Here is a 17,464-nt window from a genome sequence, read left to right as displayed (position 1 = left end):
CGCGCCACAAAGCGGCATAAACGAATTCCGCATCTCTACGAAACACAATGTGAGTGGTGCGAATCGAATCAACCTTAACTCACGAAGCGCCACTCGCAGCAAGCTTGACAAATAGCCTGGCCGCTTCGTTGCCATGAGATAAGGCGCGCAATGCAAGGGAGAGCGCTAGCTGTGCGTCGTGAGAGACCGCGCTACGATCCTGATCGAAGAGCTTGACGGCGTGGCGCATATGCTGCGCCGCCTGCGTGTGAAGCTCCACGGCCGCCGCATGATGTTTTGCCACGTCCGCGGCACTGACGCTCGCGCCGCTCGATGGAGGCGTTATCGACGGTGTATTGGCGTTGTGCGCGCCTGCGTCGTGTGCCTGATCGATTGCATGCAGCGTGTGGCCGTGGGCCATCATCGCCTGATGTGCGGCGTGGGCAAAGTCTCGACCGTCCTCGAAATGACGCGCCGCCTCGCGGTGATGTCGCGCCGCCTGCTCGTGATGCGACGCCGCGGCTTCGAGATGACCCTTCTTGCTGTGCTTCGTGTTCATGCCGGCTCCTGTGCAATTCAGGACTGACTCCGATGGCGACCGGTTCGAAGACACTCGCGGGTCGCAAACTACAAGCCCCTAATCTACACGCACCCAGGCCTTCTGTGGCATTGGCGTGTCGTGGAAAATCGGCATCGTGTTGCGCCTGGATGCCGAACGGAGTTCGTGTGGTGAGCGAGCTTGCATTCGAGTGCGCCCGGCCTGCTGGGTTGCATGCGCTCCGCCTGTCTGAAGACTGCGCGAGCGCCGCGACTTCGATCACGCTGCGTTGACAAGTCCCAGTTGTTGCATCGCGGTCAAGCCATCGTCCAACCCGATTTCTTCGACTATCTTGCCGTCTTTGAGCCGTAGCACGGTTGTGCCGGTAAAGCGCATTGTCCGACCGGTCGCAGGCGGTAACGATCCCACGAGGAAATCGCCGAATGCCGGACCGGTATGTGTGCCGCCACCTTCCCAGCGGCCAACCACATATTCCCCCTCGGCGATGAGATCAGCGGCGCCCCAGAAATTGAGGTCCGGGAACGCTTCGCGGAAATCGGTCATGAATGCCTTGATGTCCTCGCGGCCACGGCGCGGTTCGTGAAGCGAGTATTGAAGCAGCATGTCAGGAGCAGCAAGCTCATCGACGATGTCGAGGTTGCATGTCTTGCCCCAGAAATCAGTGAACCAGCGGCCCACGACGGCCTTGTTGTCATCTTCCCTGGACATGGTGAATTCCTCGTTGAAAGTGGGTGAGAGAGGGAAACGCAATCGCTTCCCTCTGCATGAACACTATCGGCACAAGCATTCCGCTGCCCCCCGTTTCTTGCTGGAATACTCGATAAGCCAACACGCGGCCGATGGCGACGAGGGTGACGTGCCACTTCGGCGGCAGCGCATCGCGCACGCGCAAGCAAGGGCGACACGACGGCACAGCGGTTTGCGTTCGGCGTCCCCTGCACTCACCGCAAATAGACAGCAAGAATCGGAGTGCCGGCATCGATTCACTGCCATATCTTGTCCATGCGATCGCACCGTAGACGAGGCCGGCCCGGGAGCAATGGTGTGCTCGAATCACATATATCCCGCGGGCGTCCGGTCGCCAATCCGGCCTTCGCGCAGCGCGCGCCCGTCCTTCACTGACTGGAGTCAAACAATGTTGCCCTTTCTCTCGCTTCATGCACTCGCAGCCCAACGCGGCGATGGACTGCGCCCCGAACTCAAAGCCTTGTTCGAACACCATGCCGGGCTGGCGACCGGTCTCACCGCTGCTATCGAGCCTGTCGAAACAGAGTGTTTTTCTCAGCCCACGGGCGACGCTGGCAACGTTTCTCTGAAGGAGTGCGGCGCCGACGGGCCGACGGCGAGCGTTTCATGCCTGGGTGAGAGCGGACAGTAAGACGCGAACTTCTCAACGACCTGGAAGGGCCGACGAGAGCCAGTCGCCGGCTCTGTCACATGCCGGGTACAGGCGCAGTTCAACAGAAGCGGGGAGTCGGACGGGCCGCGCCGACTTTGCCGCCTATCGTTTCGCTGCGCTTTTCCGCGCATCGGTCCTCCCGGGAAGAATGGGCGACGGGGTGTGCCGAATGCCAACGCATCACTGGCCCCTCAGCCCTTCCCTCCTGCTTCAAACCCACCCCGATCAAAAGCCTCGCAATATACCTTCCAGTCGTCCCCAACCTGCGTCGCGCATTGCGTCGCAAGATCGATCAGCGGCAACTGCCAGTCTTTACGATTGCCGAACACAATCAGCTCGTCGGCAATCGACGACTTCTGCCGCCCGCCGCTGCGCAGATGCGCCCACGCGCTCAACTCGGCCATGCTGTTGATCAGCGCTTCGAGCCGCGGCAGTTTGCCGTTCCAGTCGCTCAACGCAACCCGGTCTTCCGACGGCTGCAGGCTGCGCAGCACATACGAACGCCGATTGAAATCGACCGCATGCAGGAACGCCTGCGAGACCGCCTGATTGCGCCGCTGCACTTCGACGACGCGCTGCGCCTCGGTCTGCCACTGCGGCTGCGGCGTGTGCAGATGCGGCGTGAGCGACGAAGGCAGCGCCTCTTTCAGATCGATCAGATAGTTGCCATCCGGCGACCCCTTGCCTTCGACGAGAATCACATAGCGGTCCACGCCGAGACTGCCCGTGCCGGCGATCCGCCGCGCCACGTCGAGGATGCGATAGAAGTCGGGATTGGGCTCGCTCGCGGCGAACCGTTGCATGAATTGCGTGACGGCCGCGCGCTGTTCGTCGGTCACGGGTAGCGCTTTCTTGCCGTCCACTTTCAGCACGCGTGTCTTGCCCTTGAGCACCGTGCGCCGCTCCAGATGCGCCGCGCGCGTGCGGCTTGCCAGTGCATCGAACAGATCGCGCACCATGCCGACCGCGGTCTCCGCCTCGATCCAGCGCGACTTGCCCACCGCGAGCGCCGCGCCGTACGCGTCCACCGCCGTGTGGCAGAGCGCCAGCGCCTGCGCGCGGCTCAGCTTGAGGTCGGCGGCGCCGACCAGCACGCTCGTCAGCAGACGCACCAGTTCGTATAGCGCGGGCGCGAGACAGGCTTCATCGAAATCGTTGTTGTCGAAGTAGATCAGGCGATTGTCGGCCTTGTAGCTGCCGAAATTTTCCAGATGCATGTCGCCGCAAATCCAGACCGGCGGCGCATCGTCGAGCACCTTCTCGCGCGGCAGACGTTCATAGAACAGATGACAGGTGCCGCGCAAAAATACGAACGGCGAACTGCGCATGGCTTTGTATTTCATCGCGAGCCGTTCGGGATCGCGCCCGGCGTTGAAACTGGCGATGATCTTCGCGATGTCGGGCATGGGCGTTCCGTTCGTTGAGCGCAATGCGGCTCGGTGGCAGGGAAGCGGCTTCATACGGTTTCATGCCGCCCGGTGCGGGTTCAGCGCATGCTCGATGCTCGCGCAGCGAATCATGCGGCCGCGTGGGATGGACCACGTCGTGTTCGCCGCGGGCGTCGGCCTCGATGTTGCCGACAGGCCGCCATCGCCGCCACCCCGCTCGCACGACCATTGCATGATAAGCGCCACCTGCACAGCCGCGCTAGCGCCCCGTCATCAGATAGTACCGCCCGTCGGCACTCACGTTGAACCCGAAACCGCACGCCGTCGGCGAGCCGCGCGTATGCACGTCGAGCGTTTCCGGCTCCGAAAGGCTGAACTCGATCAGGCATTTGTCGCCGCGCTGCTCGTACGGCGCGAGCGTGCCGATCTTCGCGGTGGCGTCGATCGGCCCGTTGCCGCCGGCCTCGGTCATCGGCACGCGCGCCACGCCGTCGAAGAACCGCACATAGGCCGACATGCTGCCCATGTTCGCGCTGGGCTCGCCGTCCGGGCCCACGGTGGGATAGACGAAATCGCCGTCGATCCGATAGACGCCGCGTCGCCCTTTCACCGGCTTCACGTCGATGCTGTTCCACGCGCCAAAGAACATATAGCGGCTAAAGCGCGCGCCGGGCGGCGGTATGCCCGTCACCACTGCTTTGTTCGAAATCGCTTCCAGACGCTGACGCGCGGCGGCCACCGCGCGGCCGAGCAGCGCGTCGCTCGGGTAGTCGTCGCCGCGGCTCACCGCGCTCCGGTAGTAGGCGCGCGCGTCGGGGAACGCGCCGAGCTTCTGTTGCACGTCGCCCTGATGGACCAGCGCCATCGCCACGCGCGAGCGCGCCGAACTGGTCGCCTTCGGCGAGTTCTCCTCGGCGGCCCGCATCGCGGCGGCCTCGGCGAGCGAGGCTTCCATTGCAACCAGCGTCTGCGCGTCCTTGATACGTCCCGCTTCGAGCGCGGCCACGCCGAGCGCCGCGCACGAAGCATTCGTGCGGCACGCGATGTCCTTGCCTGCCAGCAGGTTGCGTCGATACAACTCGGCGCGCGAATCGGCCTGCTGCGTTTGCGTTTGCGTTTGCGTTTGCGTTTGCGTTTGCGCCACGGCGAACGCCGGCATGAGCGCGGCACTCGCGCCCAGAACGGCAAGCATAGCCACGGCGAACATGGTTCTGACGTTCATGAACAGGAGAATACGACGGGGATCATGTGTTTCGGCGTTTCTTTTCGATGTGCCGCTTCGAACACATGTCTTGTGCCCGTGACATGCACGACTCACACCACCCGCGCTGACGCGGCCACTGCCCGTGATGCTGACAGAAAATCGGCGCCTGCGCGAATCCGTTCGGGCGCCGCCGGTCGCCGGCCTCGCATGCGACGGACAGGAAAACCGCAGCGCGCCACGCTCTATGTCGCGCGCATGGCGATCGCATCGCGTCGCGCCACGTCGATACATCGGCAACGCGCCACACCGCGCAGCGCCGGTTCGCGTTGCTGCCGCGAGTGGGGGGCTGGCGTTCGCGGCCGACGCGCGATGGAACGGGCGCGTCCAGAAGCTACCGCCAGGCCACGCGCATCGAGCGCCATTTTTGCGAACGCGCGGCTGCACACTACTTTGTTTATAGAATGATCGCCAATACCCGCCGTCTATCGCACACGACACAAGCGCGCTTTTTCAGGCACGCTCCTGTGCGCCGAACTTCTTGCGATACGCCGCCGGACTCGTCAGCGCGACGCGCCGAAAATGGCGCCGCAGCGATTCTTCAGAACCGAAGCCCGCGACTTGCGCGACGCGCGCCATCGGCCACGAAGCCTGCGCTTCGAGCAATTCGCGCGCAATCGCAACCCGTTCCCGCACGACCCACTCGAAGAGCGCCATGCCGGTCGCGTCGCGAAACTGCCGCTGCAGCGTGCGCGGGCTCATCGCGGCGCGTTCCGCGAGCGAGCCCAGCGTGTGCGGCTCGGCCGGATGCGTGCGCACCCAGTCCATCAGTTTCGCCAGCCGCCCGCTCTCGTCCTGCGGCATCGGCCGCGGCACGAACTGCGCCTGCCCGCCCTCGCGATGCGGCGGCACCACGAGCCGTTGCGCGACCCGATTCGCCACCGCGCCGCCATGATCGCGCCGCACCAGGTGCAACAACATGTCGAGCCCCGCCGCCGATCCCGCCGACGTGATGATCCGGCCTTCGTCGATATAGAGCGCGTCGGGTCGCACGTTCAACTGCGGGTAACGCTGCTGCAATTTTTCGGCGTAGCGCCAGTGGGTCGTGACGGTCTTGCCGTCGAGCACGCCTGCGGCCGCCAGCACGAACACACCGGAACAGATCGAACACAGCCGCGCGCCGCGCTCATAAGCGGCGCGAATCTTTTTCAGAAGCGGTGCGGGCGGCACTTCGTCCGCGTCGCGCCAGCCGGGAATGACGATGGTGTCGGCGCGCTCCAGCAGCTTCAGCGTGTATGGCGCGGCGATCGTGATGCCGCCCGCCGCGCGAATCGGACCGGCTTCGACCGCGCACACCGCGAAGCGATACCAGTCGACGCCGAGCTCGGGACGTTCGAGCGCGAACAGTTCGGTCACGCAGCCGAATTCAAAGGTGCAGAGCCGGTCGTAAGCCAGCGCGACGACGAGGTGATTGTGCATGGCGCAATGTTACTGGAGATTGCAATTGCGCCAGTCGAATAGACGACGAGGCGATGCGACGAACTCGCGCTTTTTGGGCCCGCGAGACAGCACGTCTCAGGAGGGTATGGCTCTGAGCCAAACGGCCGGGGCAGACCGGATCGGCAAAGGCCAAATCCAGCCCAGGCCTCGTCTATTCAAAGCGGCGGACGGTCCAGCTCGATCCACCGCTGCACGGAAGGCCTCTCCCATTGGCGCGCAGCGTAATCCATCAACCGTGCCGGCACCCGATCGCCATGCATGATGAGGCGATTCAGCATCAACGCGAGGTCCGTATCGGCGATACACCAATTCCCGAAGAGATTGGGCGCATCTCCAGCGAGCAGCGCCTCGGCCGCAGAAAACAACTTTCGCGCCGCCGCTTCGGCCGCAAAGGTGAGCGGCGCCCCTGCCTGACCGTAGAACACCACCTCCGTCGAACGCTCCTGCCGGATCGGCATCAGATCGCTGCGAAGCCAGGCTTGCATCTGGCGCGCCCTTGCCCGAAGAAATCTGTCCTGAGGGTAGACGAGCGTTTCTGGAAACGCTTCGTCGAGATACTCGGTGATCGCCGACGACTCCGACAAAGCGAAGTCCCCATGCACGAGCGTCGGTACGCGCTGTGTCAACGAGCGGGCCGCGTAGCTCGCTTCATGGTTCGCTTGACTGCCGAGATCCACGCTCGACAGGTCAAACGGCAATCGCTTCTCGTGAAGGGTCACAAAGACCGACATCGCGTAAGGGCTCGTGAACTGGGCATCGGCGTATAGACGAAGACGACTTTCCTGCAAGATGCTCTCCCTGGCGGGTTACGTTGGTGAGGAACCTCGATGATATCCGGCTCAGACCGCGTTCGATCACGGGGGCACCTGCACGAGAAAACCCAGTTTGAAAAAACTCTCACCGGTTCGACACGACATCCAGACAATGGGCTAACTAGATCGTTATCATTTGAATTGGACTACCTCAAATCCGTCCAGGCTTTTCCGTCAAAGCAAAATCAGGCCCTCACGTATGTCTTCAAAAATTCGAAAGAGCCGACCTGCCGAACGCAAATCAGCCATTTGTATTAAAATGTACGGACTAGTTAGTTTTAAATGCACGCACTACGCTGCCGAAAGCCTCGTCAGACGCCATGTGGCCGCGAACGCCGCACGTCTGCGCACCGTTCCGGATGCCCTTTGCGCTTAGCCTTTTGCTTCGCGCCCAACGCAATACGCTCAGGGAAATCCGCGAAATCGAAGGCGCTCGCCCGCCTCGCGCCGGTGCCGGCATGCGCGCGCCATGCAGTAACACCACCAGCGCGATGACGCAGCGTAAGACCACGTCGAAAGCCCTGACGGGCTTTTCACCCGAGCCGATTCACCACTGCCGGAGCCAGCGCGCACCGGCTTCACGACCCGGCACATGCACGCCGCCCGCTTCAGGCGGCCCGTATGCATGGGCCCAATTTTGCGTACCTATGAAAACAATGTCCAGGCAAACTCAAACTAACCCACCATCGACCGCGGCGCGCGTCGGTCTGTCCGTCGTGGGTGCGCTGGGCCTCCTGCTCGGCCTCTATTTCGTGATCGGCGGGGGCATGCTCATCGCCCGCGGCGGCTCCTGGTATTACCTGCTGATGGGCCTCGCCATCGGCGCGACGGGCATCCAGCTCGCGCGACGCCGCTCGAACGCCTACGTGCTCTTCATGATCGCCCTCGTCGCGACCGCGCTGTGGGCCGTCTGGGAAAGCGGCATCGACTTCTGGCCGCTGCAAGCGCGCATCTTCATGTTCTCGATGATCGCCATGCTGCTCGCGCCCGTCTATCCGGTCCTGCGCCGCCTTGAGGGCAAGAGCCCCGCCAGGGGCGCCGCGTGGGCCGTCGGCCTCGTGCTGCTGGCGTGTAACGCGCTGTTCGTGTACGGCATGTTCATTCCGCACGGCACCTTCGGCACCGAGTCGGACGCCGGCCTTGCGAGACACCATACCGGCACCGGCGACTGGTCCGCATACGGCCACTCGGCGGGCGGCGACCGTTTCGTGGGCTTCCCGCAGATCAATCGCGACAGCGTGAAGAACCTCCAGGTCGCGTGGACCTACCACACCGGCGACGTGCCGCTCAGCCCGACTGGCGGCGGCGCGGAAGACCAGGAAACGCCGCTGCAGATCGGCGACACGCTGTTCGTTTGCTCGCCGCACAACACGGTGATCGCGCTCGACGCCGCGAACGGTCACGAAAAGTGGCGCCATGAATTTCCGAGCAAGACGACCGTCTGGGTGCGTTGCCGCGGCCTCGCGTACTTCGATACGACGAAGCCCGTGCAGCAGCCAAGCGTGAGCGGTTCGACGCCCATCACGCCCGTTGCGCTGCCGGCCGATCAGGCCGCCTGCCGTCGCCGCATCTTCATGAATACGATCGACGCGAAGCTGGTCGCGCTCGACGCCGACACCGGCAAGCTCTGCGCGGACTTCGGCGAGAACGGCGTGATCAACCTGAAGGCCGGGCTCGGCGATGCGACCGACCCGCTCTACGAACTGACCTCGCCGCCGACCGTCGCGGGCACGACCATCGTGGTCGGCGGGCGCGTCGCCGACAACGTGGCGCTCGACATGCCGGGCGGCGTGATCCGCGGCTTCGACGTGATCACGGGCAAGATGAAGTGGGCGTTCGACCCGGGCAATCCGCAGGACAAGCAGGCGCCGGCGGCCGGCAAGACCTTCACGCGTTCGACGCCGAACGTGTGGGCGCCGATGTCCTACGACGCGTCCTCGAACACCGTCTACATGCCGGTGGGCAATGCGGCAATCGATCTGTGGGGCGCGAAACGCACGCAACTCGACGAGTCCTACGGTGCGTCGATTCTCGCGCTCGACGCGACGACGGGCGCCGAGAAGTGGCACTACCAGACCGTCCACCACGATCTGTGGGACTACGACGTGCCGATGCAGCCGACGCTCATCGACTTCCCGGTCGACGGCAAGAAGGTGCCGGCGCTGGTGGTCGGTACGAAGATGGGCCAACTGTTCGTGCTCGACCGTCTGACCGGCAAGCCGCTCACCAAAGTGATCGAGCAGCCGGTGAAAACCGCGACGATCCCGGGCGAGCCCTATTCGAAGACCCAGCCGGTGTCGGTCGGCATGCCGCAGATCGGCGCGGAAGTACTGAAGGGCTCAGACATGTGGGGGATGACCCCGGTCGACCAGATGATGTGCCGGATCATTTTCCACGGCATGCGCTATGACGGCAAGTTCACCGCGCCGGATACCGACACGTCGCTGAGCTTCCCCGGCTCGCTCGGCGGGATGAACTGGGGCGGCCTGTCGTACGACCCGGACGCGGACATGATCTTCGTGAACGACATGCGCCTCGGCCTGTGGGTGCGTCTCGTCAAGGAAGCGCGGCGCGGCGGCGAATCGAACGGCAATGAAGCGGTGAACGCCGGCATGGGCGCGGTGCCGCTCGGCGGCACGCCGTATTCGGTCACCAAGGACCGCTTCTTCTCGCCGCTCGGCATTCCTTGCCAGAAGCCGCCTTTCGGCAGCCTGACGGCCATCGACCTGAAGACGCGCAGCGTCGCATGGCAAGTGCCGCTCGGCACGGTGCGCGACACGCGCCTCGCGGGCGTGCAGATGCACATGCCGACGCCGATCGGGATGCCGACCATCGGCGGCTCGCTCAGCACCGGCGGCGGTCTCGTGTTCTTCGCGGCCACCCAGGACTACTACCTGCGCGCGTTCGACAGCTCGACCGGCAAGGAAGTCTGGAAAGCCCGCCTGCCGGTCGGCAGCCAGGGCACGCCGATGAGTTACGAGCTCAACGGCCGCCAGTACATCGTGATCTCGGCGGGCGGCGCACGTCAGTCGCCGGATCGCGGCGATTACGTGATCGCCTACGCGCTGCCGCAATAGCACGCGACACGAGCACCTGAAGCGCGATCCATTCGTCCGCGCTTCAGCGTGGCTCGGTATGGCGTCAGCGTGCGCACCCTCGCAACGGCATGCCGCCGGCGCAGCTTCGCGTCGGGCATGCCGTTTTCATTCGCGCTTCTCGTGCCCCCCGTGGCGCACAGCGTGCGGTATTCTCTTTTCCCTTATGAAACATTCACCCCTCGCGCTACCTCAGTGCCATGACACCTCACGCGGGTCGGCGCGTGTGTTCGGCCGGCTGGCGCGGCGTACCTCGGCGGCGCTGGCCGTGTTCGCCGCGCACGCCGTGACGGCGCACGCCCAAAGCTCCGTCACGCTCTACGGCGCGCTCGACACCAGCATCGAAATCACCAACCCCGGCGCGGGCTACGTTGCACGCATGGACTCCGGCGCCTATCGTGGCTCGCGCTTCGGCCTGCGCGGTGCGGAAGACATCGGCAACGGCGTCAAAATCCTGTTCGACCTGGAGAACGGCTTCAACTCGGGCAACGGCTCGCTCGCCGTCGCCGACACGATCTTCAATCGCCAGGCATGGATCGGCGCGTCCACGCCCTATGGCACCGTGCGGGTGGGCCGTCAGTATTCGCCGATCTACATCCCGTTCAAAGGACAGCTCGACGCATTCGGCGCCGGCACGATCGCCTCGGGACTCGACAATCTCTCGAAGATCACACCGTATGAGAGCAACGCGATCACATATCTGTCGCCGGAATTCCACGGCTTCTCCACGACGCTGATGGCCGCCCTGCGCGACCCCGCCGACGGCGACGGCAACGGCCTCGCGGGCCACATCGAAACGCTCGCGTGGCGCAGCGGTCCCTTCCGCATTTCCTATGCGCACCAGCAGACGCACGGCGACGGCGCGTTGCGCGCCAATCTCGGCGGCGTTTCGTACGTGTATGGGCCGCTCACCGGCTTCCTGTCGTTCTTCAACGGCGATGGCGGCACGCCGCGCTATCACAACGACGGCGCGTCGGTGTCGGCGCGCTACGCGATCAACGGACGCTTTCGCGCCTCGCTCGGCTACACGTATCTGCGTGACCGCTCGGGTGGCGACAACAATGCCGACCAGTTCAGCGCCGCCTGCGAATACGATCTCTCGAAGCGCGTGCTGCTCTATGCGAGCGCAGGCTGGCTGAGAAATCACGGAGACGCCGAATTCACGCTCAAGGGCGTGAACGTCACCGGGCTCACGCCCTCGTGGCCCGGCGCCAGCGTGCGAGGCGTGCAGTTCGGCATGATCAACCGCTTCTAGGCGGCGCGCGTAATACGCGTGCCCGTCGCGTGAAAAAAACGGGCGGCCTTGCACAGGCCGCCCGCCCACACCCTCTCATACCATCGCGCAGCGGTTCCCTAGCGCACCTTCCCCTCCCTCCAGGCCGTCAGCAACTGGTCGTACTTGACCGTTTCGCCCTTCGGCTTCTCGTTGCCCAATTTCTTCCACGGTGCGTGCTGATCCGACAGCCATTTCCCCGGATCGCTTTCCGCATTCAACTCCGGCGCGCACACCTTCATCCCCGCACGCTGCAAGCGGCCCAGCACCTGGTCCATTTCCTTCGCCAGATTGTCCATCGCGGCTTGCGGGGTCTTTTCCCCGGCCACGGCCGTCGCGACATTTTTCCACCAGAGCTGCGCCATCTTCGGATAGTCGGGCACGTTGTTGCCGGTCGGCGTCCACGCGACGCGCGCCGGGCTGCGATAGAACTCGATCAGGCCGCCGTACTTGTCCGCGTTCTTCGTGAAGAACTCGCTATGAATGTCGGAATCGCGAATGAACGTCAGCCCGACGATCGACTTCTTCAGCGAGACCGTCTTCGACGTGACGAACTGCGCATAGAGCCATGCGGCCGCACGCTGGTTCGGCGGCGTCGACTTGAAGAACGTCCACGAGCCGACGTCCTGATAGCCGTTCTGCATGCCGTCCTTCCAGTACGGACCGTGCGGCGACGGCGCCATCCGCCACTTCGGCGTGCCGTCGGAGTTGGTCACGTTGCCGGGCTTGAGCATCGACGCGGTGAACGCGCTGTACCAGAAGATCTGCTGCGCGATGCGGCCTTGCGCCGGCACCGGCCCCGCTTCGTTGAAGGTCATCCCCGAGGCTTCGGGCGGCGCGTATTTCTTCAGCCAGTCGATGTACTTGGTGGTCGCGAAGACCGCCGCCGGACTGTTCGTGCCGCCGCCGCGGCTGACCGACGCGCCGACCGCGTGGCAGCCGTCGGGCGTCACGCGAATGCCCCACTCGTCGACCGGCATACCGTTCGGGATGCCCTTGTCGGCTTCGCCCGCCATCGACAGCCACGCGTCGGTGAAGCGCCATCCCAGCGACGGGTCTTTCTTGCCGTAGTCCATATGCCCGTAGACCTTCTCGCCGTCGATATTCTTGACGTCGTTGGTGAAGAACTCCGCGATGTCCTCATACGCGGACCAGTTCACCGGCACGCCGAGATCGTAGCCGTACTTCGCCTTGAACTTGTCCTGCAGGTCCTTGCGCGCGAACCAGTCGGCGCGGAACCAGTAGAGGTTGGCGAACTGCTGGTCGGGCAGCTGATAGAGCTTCTTGTCCGGCGCGGTCGTGAAACTCGTGCCGATGAAGTCCTTCACGTCGAGCCCGGGGTTCGTGTACTGCTTGCCTTCGCCGGCCATATAGTCGGACAGCGGCACAATCACGCCATAGCGGTAGTGCGTGCCGATCAGATCGGAGTCCGAAATCCAGCCGTCGTAAATGCTCTGGCCGGATTGCATCGAGGTCTGCAGCTTCTCGACGACGTCGCCCTCCTGGATGATGTCGTGCTTGACCGGAATGCCCGTGATCTCGGTGAATGCCTTGGCGAGCGTTTTCGATTCATACATGTGCGTGTCGAGCGTTTCGGACACCACATGCACCTCCTTGACGCCCGCCGCCTTCAGCTTCGCCCCGGTGTCGATGAACCACTTCATCTCGTCCATCTGTTGCTGCTTCGACAGCGTGCTCGGCTGGAACTCGCTGTCCACCCACTTCTGCGCCTCCGGCGTGCCGGCCATCGCCGCGTGGCTAGTAAAGCCTGTCGCGACGACGCCTGCCACGGCGAGCGTGACGATCCGTCTCCTCTGTTGCATGGCTGTCTCCAGTCTCTGAGCACCCCTTGCATCAACTGCCGGCGTCCGCCCGGGGCATCAACGGAACCGGTCTGTCCAGATACGCAAGTCTTCGGAACGCAACGCCGTTCAACCCTTCCACATGACGGTGAGCAGCACGAGCATCGACACCACAAAGCCCGGCCACGCGTTCGCGTTCTCCGCGCTGATGCCGATCCACGCGAGATTGATGTACGCGGCGATCAGCAGCCCGATGAAGAGCCGGTCGCCACGCGTGGTGGAAATCGGCAGGAATCCTTTTCGTTCGATGGTCGGTGAGCGGATTTCCCACACGGTCATGCCCGCCAGCATCAGCACGATGCAGCCGAAAAAGACCGCCACCTCGGGGGTCCAATACATCCACGTGAGCATCAGACTCTCCCCATCGCAAAGCCCTTCGCGATGTAATTGCGCACGAAGTAGATGACGAGCGCGCCCGGCACGATGGTCAGCACGCCCGCCGCCGACAGCACGCCCCAATCCATCCCCGCCGCCGACACCGTGCGCGTCATCACCGCGGCAATCGGCTTCGCGTTGACCGTCGTGAGCGTGCGCGCGAGCAGCAGTTCGACCCAGCTGAACATGAAGCAGAAAAACGCCGTTACGCCGACGCCCGACTTGATCAGCGGCAGAAAGATCTTCACGAAGAAAGCGGGAAACGTATAGCCGTCGATGTACGCGGTTTCGTCGATTTCACGCGGCACGCCCGACATGAAGCCTTCGAGAATCCACACCGCGAGCGGCACGTTGAACAGCATGTGCGCGAGCGCGACCGCGATATACGTGTCCATCAGACCGACGCTCGAATAGAGCTGGAAGAACGGCAGCAGGAACACGGCGGGCGGCGTCATGCGGTTCGTGAGCAGCCAGAAGAACATGTGCTTGTCGCCGAGAAAGCGGTAGCGCGAGAACGCGTAGGCCGCCGGCAGCGCGACCAGCACCGACATCACCGTATTCATCAGCACGTAGATGATCGAGTTGATGTAGCCCCAGTACCAGGACGGGTCGGTGAAGATGACCTTGTAGTTGTCGAAGGTCACGTGATGCGGCCAGACGGCGAACGCCGACATCGTCTCTTCGTTCGTGCGCAGCGAGATCGACAGCATCCAGTAGAGCGGGACCAGTGCGAACAGGATGTACACCGTCAGCACGACGACGCGCATCCAGCGGTTATTGCCCATATTCGTCTCCCCCGGTTGCCGGCCCGCCCTTGCCGACGCGCTCCATCCAGTTGTAGAGAATGAAGCACAGCAACAGGATGATCAGGAAGTAGATCAGCGAGAACGCCGCCGCCGGTCCGAGGTCGAACTGGCCGACCGCTTTTTGCGTCAGGTACTGCGAGAGGAACGTGGTCGAGTCGCCCGGGCCACCGCCCGTCAGCACGAACGGCTCGGTGTAGATCATGAAGCTGTCCATGAAGCGCAGCAGCACCGCGATCATCAGCACGCCGCGCATCTTCGGCAGCTCGATATAGCGGAACACCGCGAAGCGGCTCGCGCCGTCGATTTCGGCGGCCTGATAGAACGCGTCGGGAATCGCGCGCAAGCCCGCATAGCAGAGCAATGCGACGAGCGGCGTCCAGTGCCAGATGTCCATCACGAGCACCGTGATCCACGCGGCGGCGGGACTCGCCGTGTAGTTGTAGTCGATGCCCACGCGATTGAGCACGTAACCGAGCAGACCGATATCCGGCCGCCCGAAAATCTGCCAGATCGTGCCGACCACGTTCCATGGAATCAGCAGCGGCATGGCAAGCACGACCAGCGACGCCGACGCGCGCCAGCCGGACGCGGGCATCGCCAACGCGAGGCCGACGCCGAGCGGGATTTCGAACAGCAGCACGCACGCGGAAAAGATGATCTGCCGCCCGAGCGCACCGCGCAGATCGGCGTCGTTGATGATCGCGCGAAACCACTCGGTGCCGACGAACACATGCTGCGTCGGGCTGATGATGTCCTGCACCGAATAGTTGACCACCGTCATCAGCGGCAGGATCGCCGAAAAGGCGACGCAGATGAACACCGGTATGACCAGCAGCCAGGCCTTCTGGTTGACGGGCTTGTTCATCGCACGATCCTTTCGTCGTTGCTGAAGAACACGGTTTGCGCCGCGGCGAGCTTCAACCAGACCGCCCCGTCGCCCACCCGCAGATGCGGTTCGAGCTTGGCCCGGAAGGTGTGGCCGTCGCATTGCGCGGTGACCAGCTGATAATTGCCGAGCTGCTGCACGCGCAATACGTTCGCCTTCACCGCGCCGGGCTCGCCGTCGTTCACCACGCGCACGAACTCCGGGCGAATCCCGAGCGTCAGCGTGCCGCTCGCGTGTTTCAGCGTATCGAGCGTGTGCGCATCGAGCCGCACGTGCTGCGTGCCGATCCTGATGCCGTCGGCATCCAGATCGACGGGGCAGAGATTCATCCCCGGACTGCCGATGAAATAGCCGACGAACGCATGATCGGGCCGCAAAAACAGCGCGTCCGGGCCGCCCTTCTGCACGACGCGGCCGTTCGTCATCACGATCACTTCATCGGCGAAGGTCAGCGCCTCGACCTGATCGTGCGTCACGTAGATCAGCGTCAGCTTCAGTTGCTGATGGATCTTCTTCAACTGACGACGCAATATCCACTTCATATGCGGATCGATCACCGTCAAGGGTTCGTCGAACAGGATCGCGGCGACGTCCTTGCGTACGAGTCCGCGCCCCAGCGAAATTTTCTGCTTCGCATCCGCCGACAGATTGTTTGCCTTGCGCGGCAATTCCCGCGTCATGTCGAGAATCTCCGCCACCTCATGCACGCGCCGCCCGACGTCGCGCGCCGCCATCTTGCGGTTGCGCAATGGGAACGCGAGGTTGTCGAACACGCTCATCGTGTCGTAGATCACCGGGAACTGGAACACCTGCGCGATGTTGCGCTCGCGCGGGCTCAAGCCGGTGATGTCGCGTCCGTCGAACAGCACCCTGCCCTCCGACGGCCTGACGAGGCCCGATACGATGTTCAGCAGCGTGGACTTGCCGCAGCCGGACGGCCCGAGCAACGCATACGCGCCGCCGTCTTCCCAGACCATGCTCATCGGCTGCAATGCGTAGTCGTCGAGCGTCGCGGGGTTGGGGGCGTACGCGTGCGCGAGATTCTGGAACTCAATGCGCGCCATGAGCCGCCTCCGGGCCGGACAGTAGCTTCGTGTCCGCGCCGAACACGAACAGTTCGTCGGGGTCGATGTACACGTCGAGCTGCGTGCCGAGATCGATCTGATGCACGCCTTGCAGTTGCGCGACCAGATCGACACCGCCTTGTTGCGTGTGCAGATGCAGGTAGGTTTCGGAGCCGCTCAATTCGGCCAGTTCGAGCCGGCACGGCACCGCGACGGAGCGCTCGGTGCGGGGCGCGAGCCGCAGATGGCCGGGGCGGATACCGATGCGGAACGTGTCGTTGCCGCGCACCGCGCGCATGCTGGCCCGTTCGAGCGGCACGTCGATGCCGATCGGCAGGCGCGCGGTGCCGTCGGCGGTCAGATCGCTCACCAGCATGTTCATCGGCGGATCGTTGAAGACAGCGGCGACGTCGACGGTGGCGGGCGCGTTGTACACGTCGAGCGTGGGGCCGTGCTGCAGCACGCGCCCTCTGTCGACGATCGCCGTATAGCCGCCGAGCAGCAGCGCTTCGAGCGGCTCGGTGGTCGCGTAGACGACCGTGGTTTTGCCGTCGGCGAACAGCGTCGCCAGTTCGACGCGTAGTTCTTCGCGCAGCTTGTAGTCGAGATTCACGAGCGGCTCGTCGAGCAGCACCAGCGACGAACGCTTGACCAGCGCCCGCGCCAACGCGCAACGCTGCTGCTGGCCGCCGGACAGTTCGCCGGGGCGGCGTTGCAGCAGATGATCGATGTGAAGTTTGGCGGCGACTTCATGCACGCGCCGTTTGACTTCGTCGGCGGGCAGCTTTTGCAGTTGCAGCGGCGACGCGATGTTGTCGAACACCGTCATCGCCGGATAGTTGATGAACTGCTGGTACACCATCGCGAGGTTGCGCTGTCTGACGCTGACGCCGGTTACATCCTGGCCGTCGGCCAGCACGCGCCCTGACGCCGGGCGGTCGAGTCCGGCCATCACGCGCATCAGGGTGGTCTTGCCGGCTTGCGTCGGCCCGAGCAGCACGTTGATCGCGCCGGGCACGAGCCGCAGATCGACGCCGTACAGATGCGTCTGGGCGCCCGAAACGACTGTCACCCGCTCCAGTTCCAAGACCAAATCGCTCTCCTTTGTTCTAAGTGCGTCTCCGGTGCTGCGGGTGCCTGGCGCGGCGCGCAGGCGTGGTGCGTGATGGTGTTACGGATTGCTTGCGCCGTGGGATCGTTCGGTGAATCTTCCGTGGTTCTTATGCTTCAGGGCGAACCATCAGGCAGGCCCTATTTTTTCCGAA

The 17,464-nt window shown here is 64.0% G+C and carries 15 protein-coding genes; 3 read left to right on the top strand and 12 right to left on the bottom strand.

All coding sequences use genetic code 11. From position 1 onward, the window contains the following. Nucleotides 1–79: 79 nt before the first annotated feature. Both ACZ9H4_RS18730 and ACZ9H4_RS18725 read right to left on the bottom strand, forming a co-directional pair. Nucleotides 80–538: a hypothetical protein gene (locus ACZ9H4_RS18730; protein WP_408142713.1), complete on the bottom strand. Its 459-nt coding sequence runs from the start codon at nt 536–538 to the stop codon at nt 80–82. A gap of 258 nt (nt 539–796) precedes the next feature. After that, nucleotides 797–1,246: an ester cyclase gene (locus ACZ9H4_RS18725; RefSeq protein WP_408142715.1), complete on the bottom strand. Its 450-nt coding sequence runs from the start codon at nt 1,244–1,246 to the stop codon at nt 797–799. A gap of 427 nt (nt 1,247–1,673) precedes the next feature. Between ACZ9H4_RS18725 and ACZ9H4_RS18720 the strand changes: the two genes are divergently transcribed. Further along, nucleotides 1,674–1,916 carry a hypothetical protein gene (locus ACZ9H4_RS18720; RefSeq protein ID WP_408324042.1) on the top strand — a complete coding sequence of 81 codons (243 nt, stop codon included), beginning with the start codon at nt 1,674–1,676 and terminating at the stop codon, nt 1,914–1,916. A gap of 212 nt (nt 1,917–2,128) precedes the next feature. Here the strand turns inward: ACZ9H4_RS18720 and ACZ9H4_RS18715 are convergent, their stop codons facing one another. From ACZ9H4_RS18715 to yfcF, 4 genes are all read right to left on the bottom strand, one after another. Continuing rightward, nucleotides 2,129–3,343: a DUF2252 domain-containing protein gene (locus tag ACZ9H4_RS18715; RefSeq protein WP_476120191.1), complete on the bottom strand. Its 1,215-nt coding sequence runs from the start codon at nt 3,341–3,343 to the stop codon at nt 2,129–2,131. Nucleotides 3,344–3,584: 241 nt separating this feature from the next. Next, nucleotides 3,585–4,532, bottom strand: a complete 948-nt coding sequence (locus ACZ9H4_RS18710; RefSeq protein ID WP_476120189.1) for a tetratricopeptide repeat protein — start codon at nt 4,530–4,532, stop codon at nt 3,585–3,587. A 507-nt stretch (nt 4,533–5,039) separates the two neighbouring features. Further along, a complete protein-coding gene (ftrA, locus tag ACZ9H4_RS18705) occupies nt 5,040–6,005 on the bottom strand; it encodes a transcriptional regulator FtrA (protein ID WP_408324046.1) in 966 nt (321 codons plus the stop codon). A 176-nt stretch (nt 6,006–6,181) separates the two neighbouring features. Beyond that, the gene (gene yfcF / locus ACZ9H4_RS18700) at nt 6,182–6,814 is read right to left on the bottom strand and encodes a glutathione transferase (RefSeq protein ID WP_408153134.1); all 633 of its coding nucleotides are present in this window, start codon (nt 6,812–6,814) and stop codon (nt 6,182–6,184) included. A gap of 680 nt (nt 6,815–7,494) precedes the next feature. On the opposite strand from yfcF, the gene ACZ9H4_RS18695 reads away from it, so the two are divergent. Together ACZ9H4_RS18695 and ACZ9H4_RS18690 are read left to right on the top strand one after the other, a co-directional pair. Continuing rightward, nucleotides 7,495–9,915, top strand: coding sequence for a membrane-bound PQQ-dependent dehydrogenase, glucose/quinate/shikimate family (locus tag ACZ9H4_RS18695; RefSeq protein ID WP_476120186.1), 2,421 nt, complete (start codon nt 7,495–7,497; stop codon nt 9,913–9,915). Between the two features lie 184 nt (nt 9,916–10,099). Further along, nucleotides 10,100–11,188 (top strand): porin, encoded by a 1,089-nt coding sequence (locus ACZ9H4_RS18690; protein ID WP_408153136.1) that lies wholly within the window; start codon nt 10,100–10,102, stop codon nt 11,186–11,188. A gap of 98 nt (nt 11,189–11,286) precedes the next feature. Here ACZ9H4_RS18690 and ACZ9H4_RS18685 read toward each other — a convergent pair whose 3' ends face one another. The 6 genes from ACZ9H4_RS18685 to ACZ9H4_RS18660 form a co-directional block, all read right to left on the bottom strand. Then, complete coding sequence (locus ACZ9H4_RS18685; RefSeq protein WP_408142728.1) at nt 11,287–13,029, bottom strand: ABC transporter substrate-binding protein; 1,743 nt, start codon at nt 13,027–13,029, stop codon at nt 11,287–11,289. A 108-nt stretch (nt 13,030–13,137) separates the two neighbouring features. Further along, on the bottom strand, nt 13,138–13,419 hold the full coding sequence (locus ACZ9H4_RS18680; RefSeq protein WP_408142730.1) for a DUF2160 domain-containing protein: 282 nt from the start codon (nt 13,417–13,419) through the stop codon (nt 13,138–13,140). Further along, nucleotides 13,419–14,228, bottom strand: coding sequence for a carbohydrate ABC transporter permease (locus ACZ9H4_RS18675; protein WP_168663913.1), 810 nt, complete (start codon nt 14,226–14,228; stop codon nt 13,419–13,421). The genes ACZ9H4_RS18680 and ACZ9H4_RS18675 overlap by 1 nt, the downstream gene beginning before the upstream one ends. Beyond that, nucleotides 14,218–15,114 (bottom strand): carbohydrate ABC transporter permease, encoded by an 897-nt coding sequence (locus ACZ9H4_RS18670; RefSeq protein WP_408142732.1) that lies wholly within the window; start codon nt 15,112–15,114, stop codon nt 14,218–14,220. Before ACZ9H4_RS18670 ends, ACZ9H4_RS18675 begins: the two co-directional genes overlap by 11 nt. Then, nucleotides 15,111–16,199: an ABC transporter ATP-binding protein gene (locus ACZ9H4_RS18665; RefSeq protein WP_408142734.1), complete on the bottom strand. Its 1,089-nt coding sequence runs from the start codon at nt 16,197–16,199 to the stop codon at nt 15,111–15,113. Before ACZ9H4_RS18665 ends, ACZ9H4_RS18670 begins: the two co-directional genes overlap by 4 nt. Next, entirely contained in the window at nt 16,186–17,292 is a 1,107-nt protein-coding gene (locus ACZ9H4_RS18660; RefSeq protein WP_408142736.1) for an ABC transporter ATP-binding protein, read from the bottom strand. The genes ACZ9H4_RS18665 and ACZ9H4_RS18660 overlap by 14 nt, the downstream gene beginning before the upstream one ends. Nucleotides 17,293–17,464 lie beyond the last annotated feature (172 nt).

This window comes from Paraburkholderia sp. TE9906 (assembly GCF_056279605.1).
Note: the sequence above shows the minus strand (reverse complement) of the source record. Positions and strands in the feature narration are given on the sequence as shown.

Bases quoted from the DNA above. Each gene is read 5' to 3' on its own strand.
- ACZ9H4_RS18730 (WP_408142713.1), bottom strand. From the start codon at position 538: ATGAACACGAAGCACAGCAAGAAGGGTCATCTCGAAGCCGCGGCGTCG.
- ACZ9H4_RS18720 (WP_408324042.1), top strand. From the start codon at position 1,674: ATGTTGCCCTTTCTCTCGCTTCATGCACTCGCAGCCCAACGCGGCGAT.
- ACZ9H4_RS18710 (WP_476120189.1), bottom strand. From the start codon at position 4,532: ATGTTCGCCGTGGCTATGCTTGCCGTTCTGGGCGCGAGTGCCGCGCTC.
- ACZ9H4_RS18685 (WP_408142728.1), bottom strand. From the start codon at position 13,029: ATGCAACAGAGGAGACGGATCGTCACGCTCGCCGTGGCAGGCGTCGTC.
- ACZ9H4_RS18690 (WP_408153136.1), top strand. From the start codon at position 10,100: ATGAAACATTCACCCCTCGCGCTACCTCAGTGCCATGACACCTCACGC.
- ACZ9H4_RS18725 (WP_408142715.1), bottom strand. From the start codon at position 1,246: ATGTCCAGGGAAGATGACAACAAGGCCGTCGTGGGCCGCTGGTTCACT.
- ACZ9H4_RS18670 (WP_408142732.1), bottom strand. From the start codon at position 15,114: ATGAACAAGCCCGTCAACCAGAAGGCCTGGCTGCTGGTCATACCGGTG.
- ACZ9H4_RS18675 (WP_168663913.1), bottom strand. From the start codon at position 14,228: ATGGGCAATAACCGCTGGATGCGCGTCGTCGTGCTGACGGTGTACATC.
- ACZ9H4_RS18715 (WP_476120191.1), bottom strand. From the start codon at position 3,343: ATGCCCGACATCGCGAAGATCATCGCCAGTTTCAACGCCGGGCGCGAT.
- ACZ9H4_RS18680 (WP_408142730.1), bottom strand. From the start codon at position 13,419: ATGCTCACGTGGATGTATTGGACCCCCGAGGTGGCGGTCTTTTTCGGC.
- ACZ9H4_RS18695 (WP_476120186.1), top strand. From the start codon at position 7,495: ATGTCCAGGCAAACTCAAACTAACCCACCATCGACCGCGGCGCGCGTC.
- ACZ9H4_RS18665 (WP_408142734.1), bottom strand. From the start codon at position 16,199: ATGGCGCGCATTGAGTTCCAGAATCTCGCGCACGCGTACGCCCCCAAC.
- ftrA (WP_408324046.1), bottom strand. From the start codon at position 6,005: ATGCACAATCACCTCGTCGTCGCGCTGGCTTACGACCGGCTCTGCACC.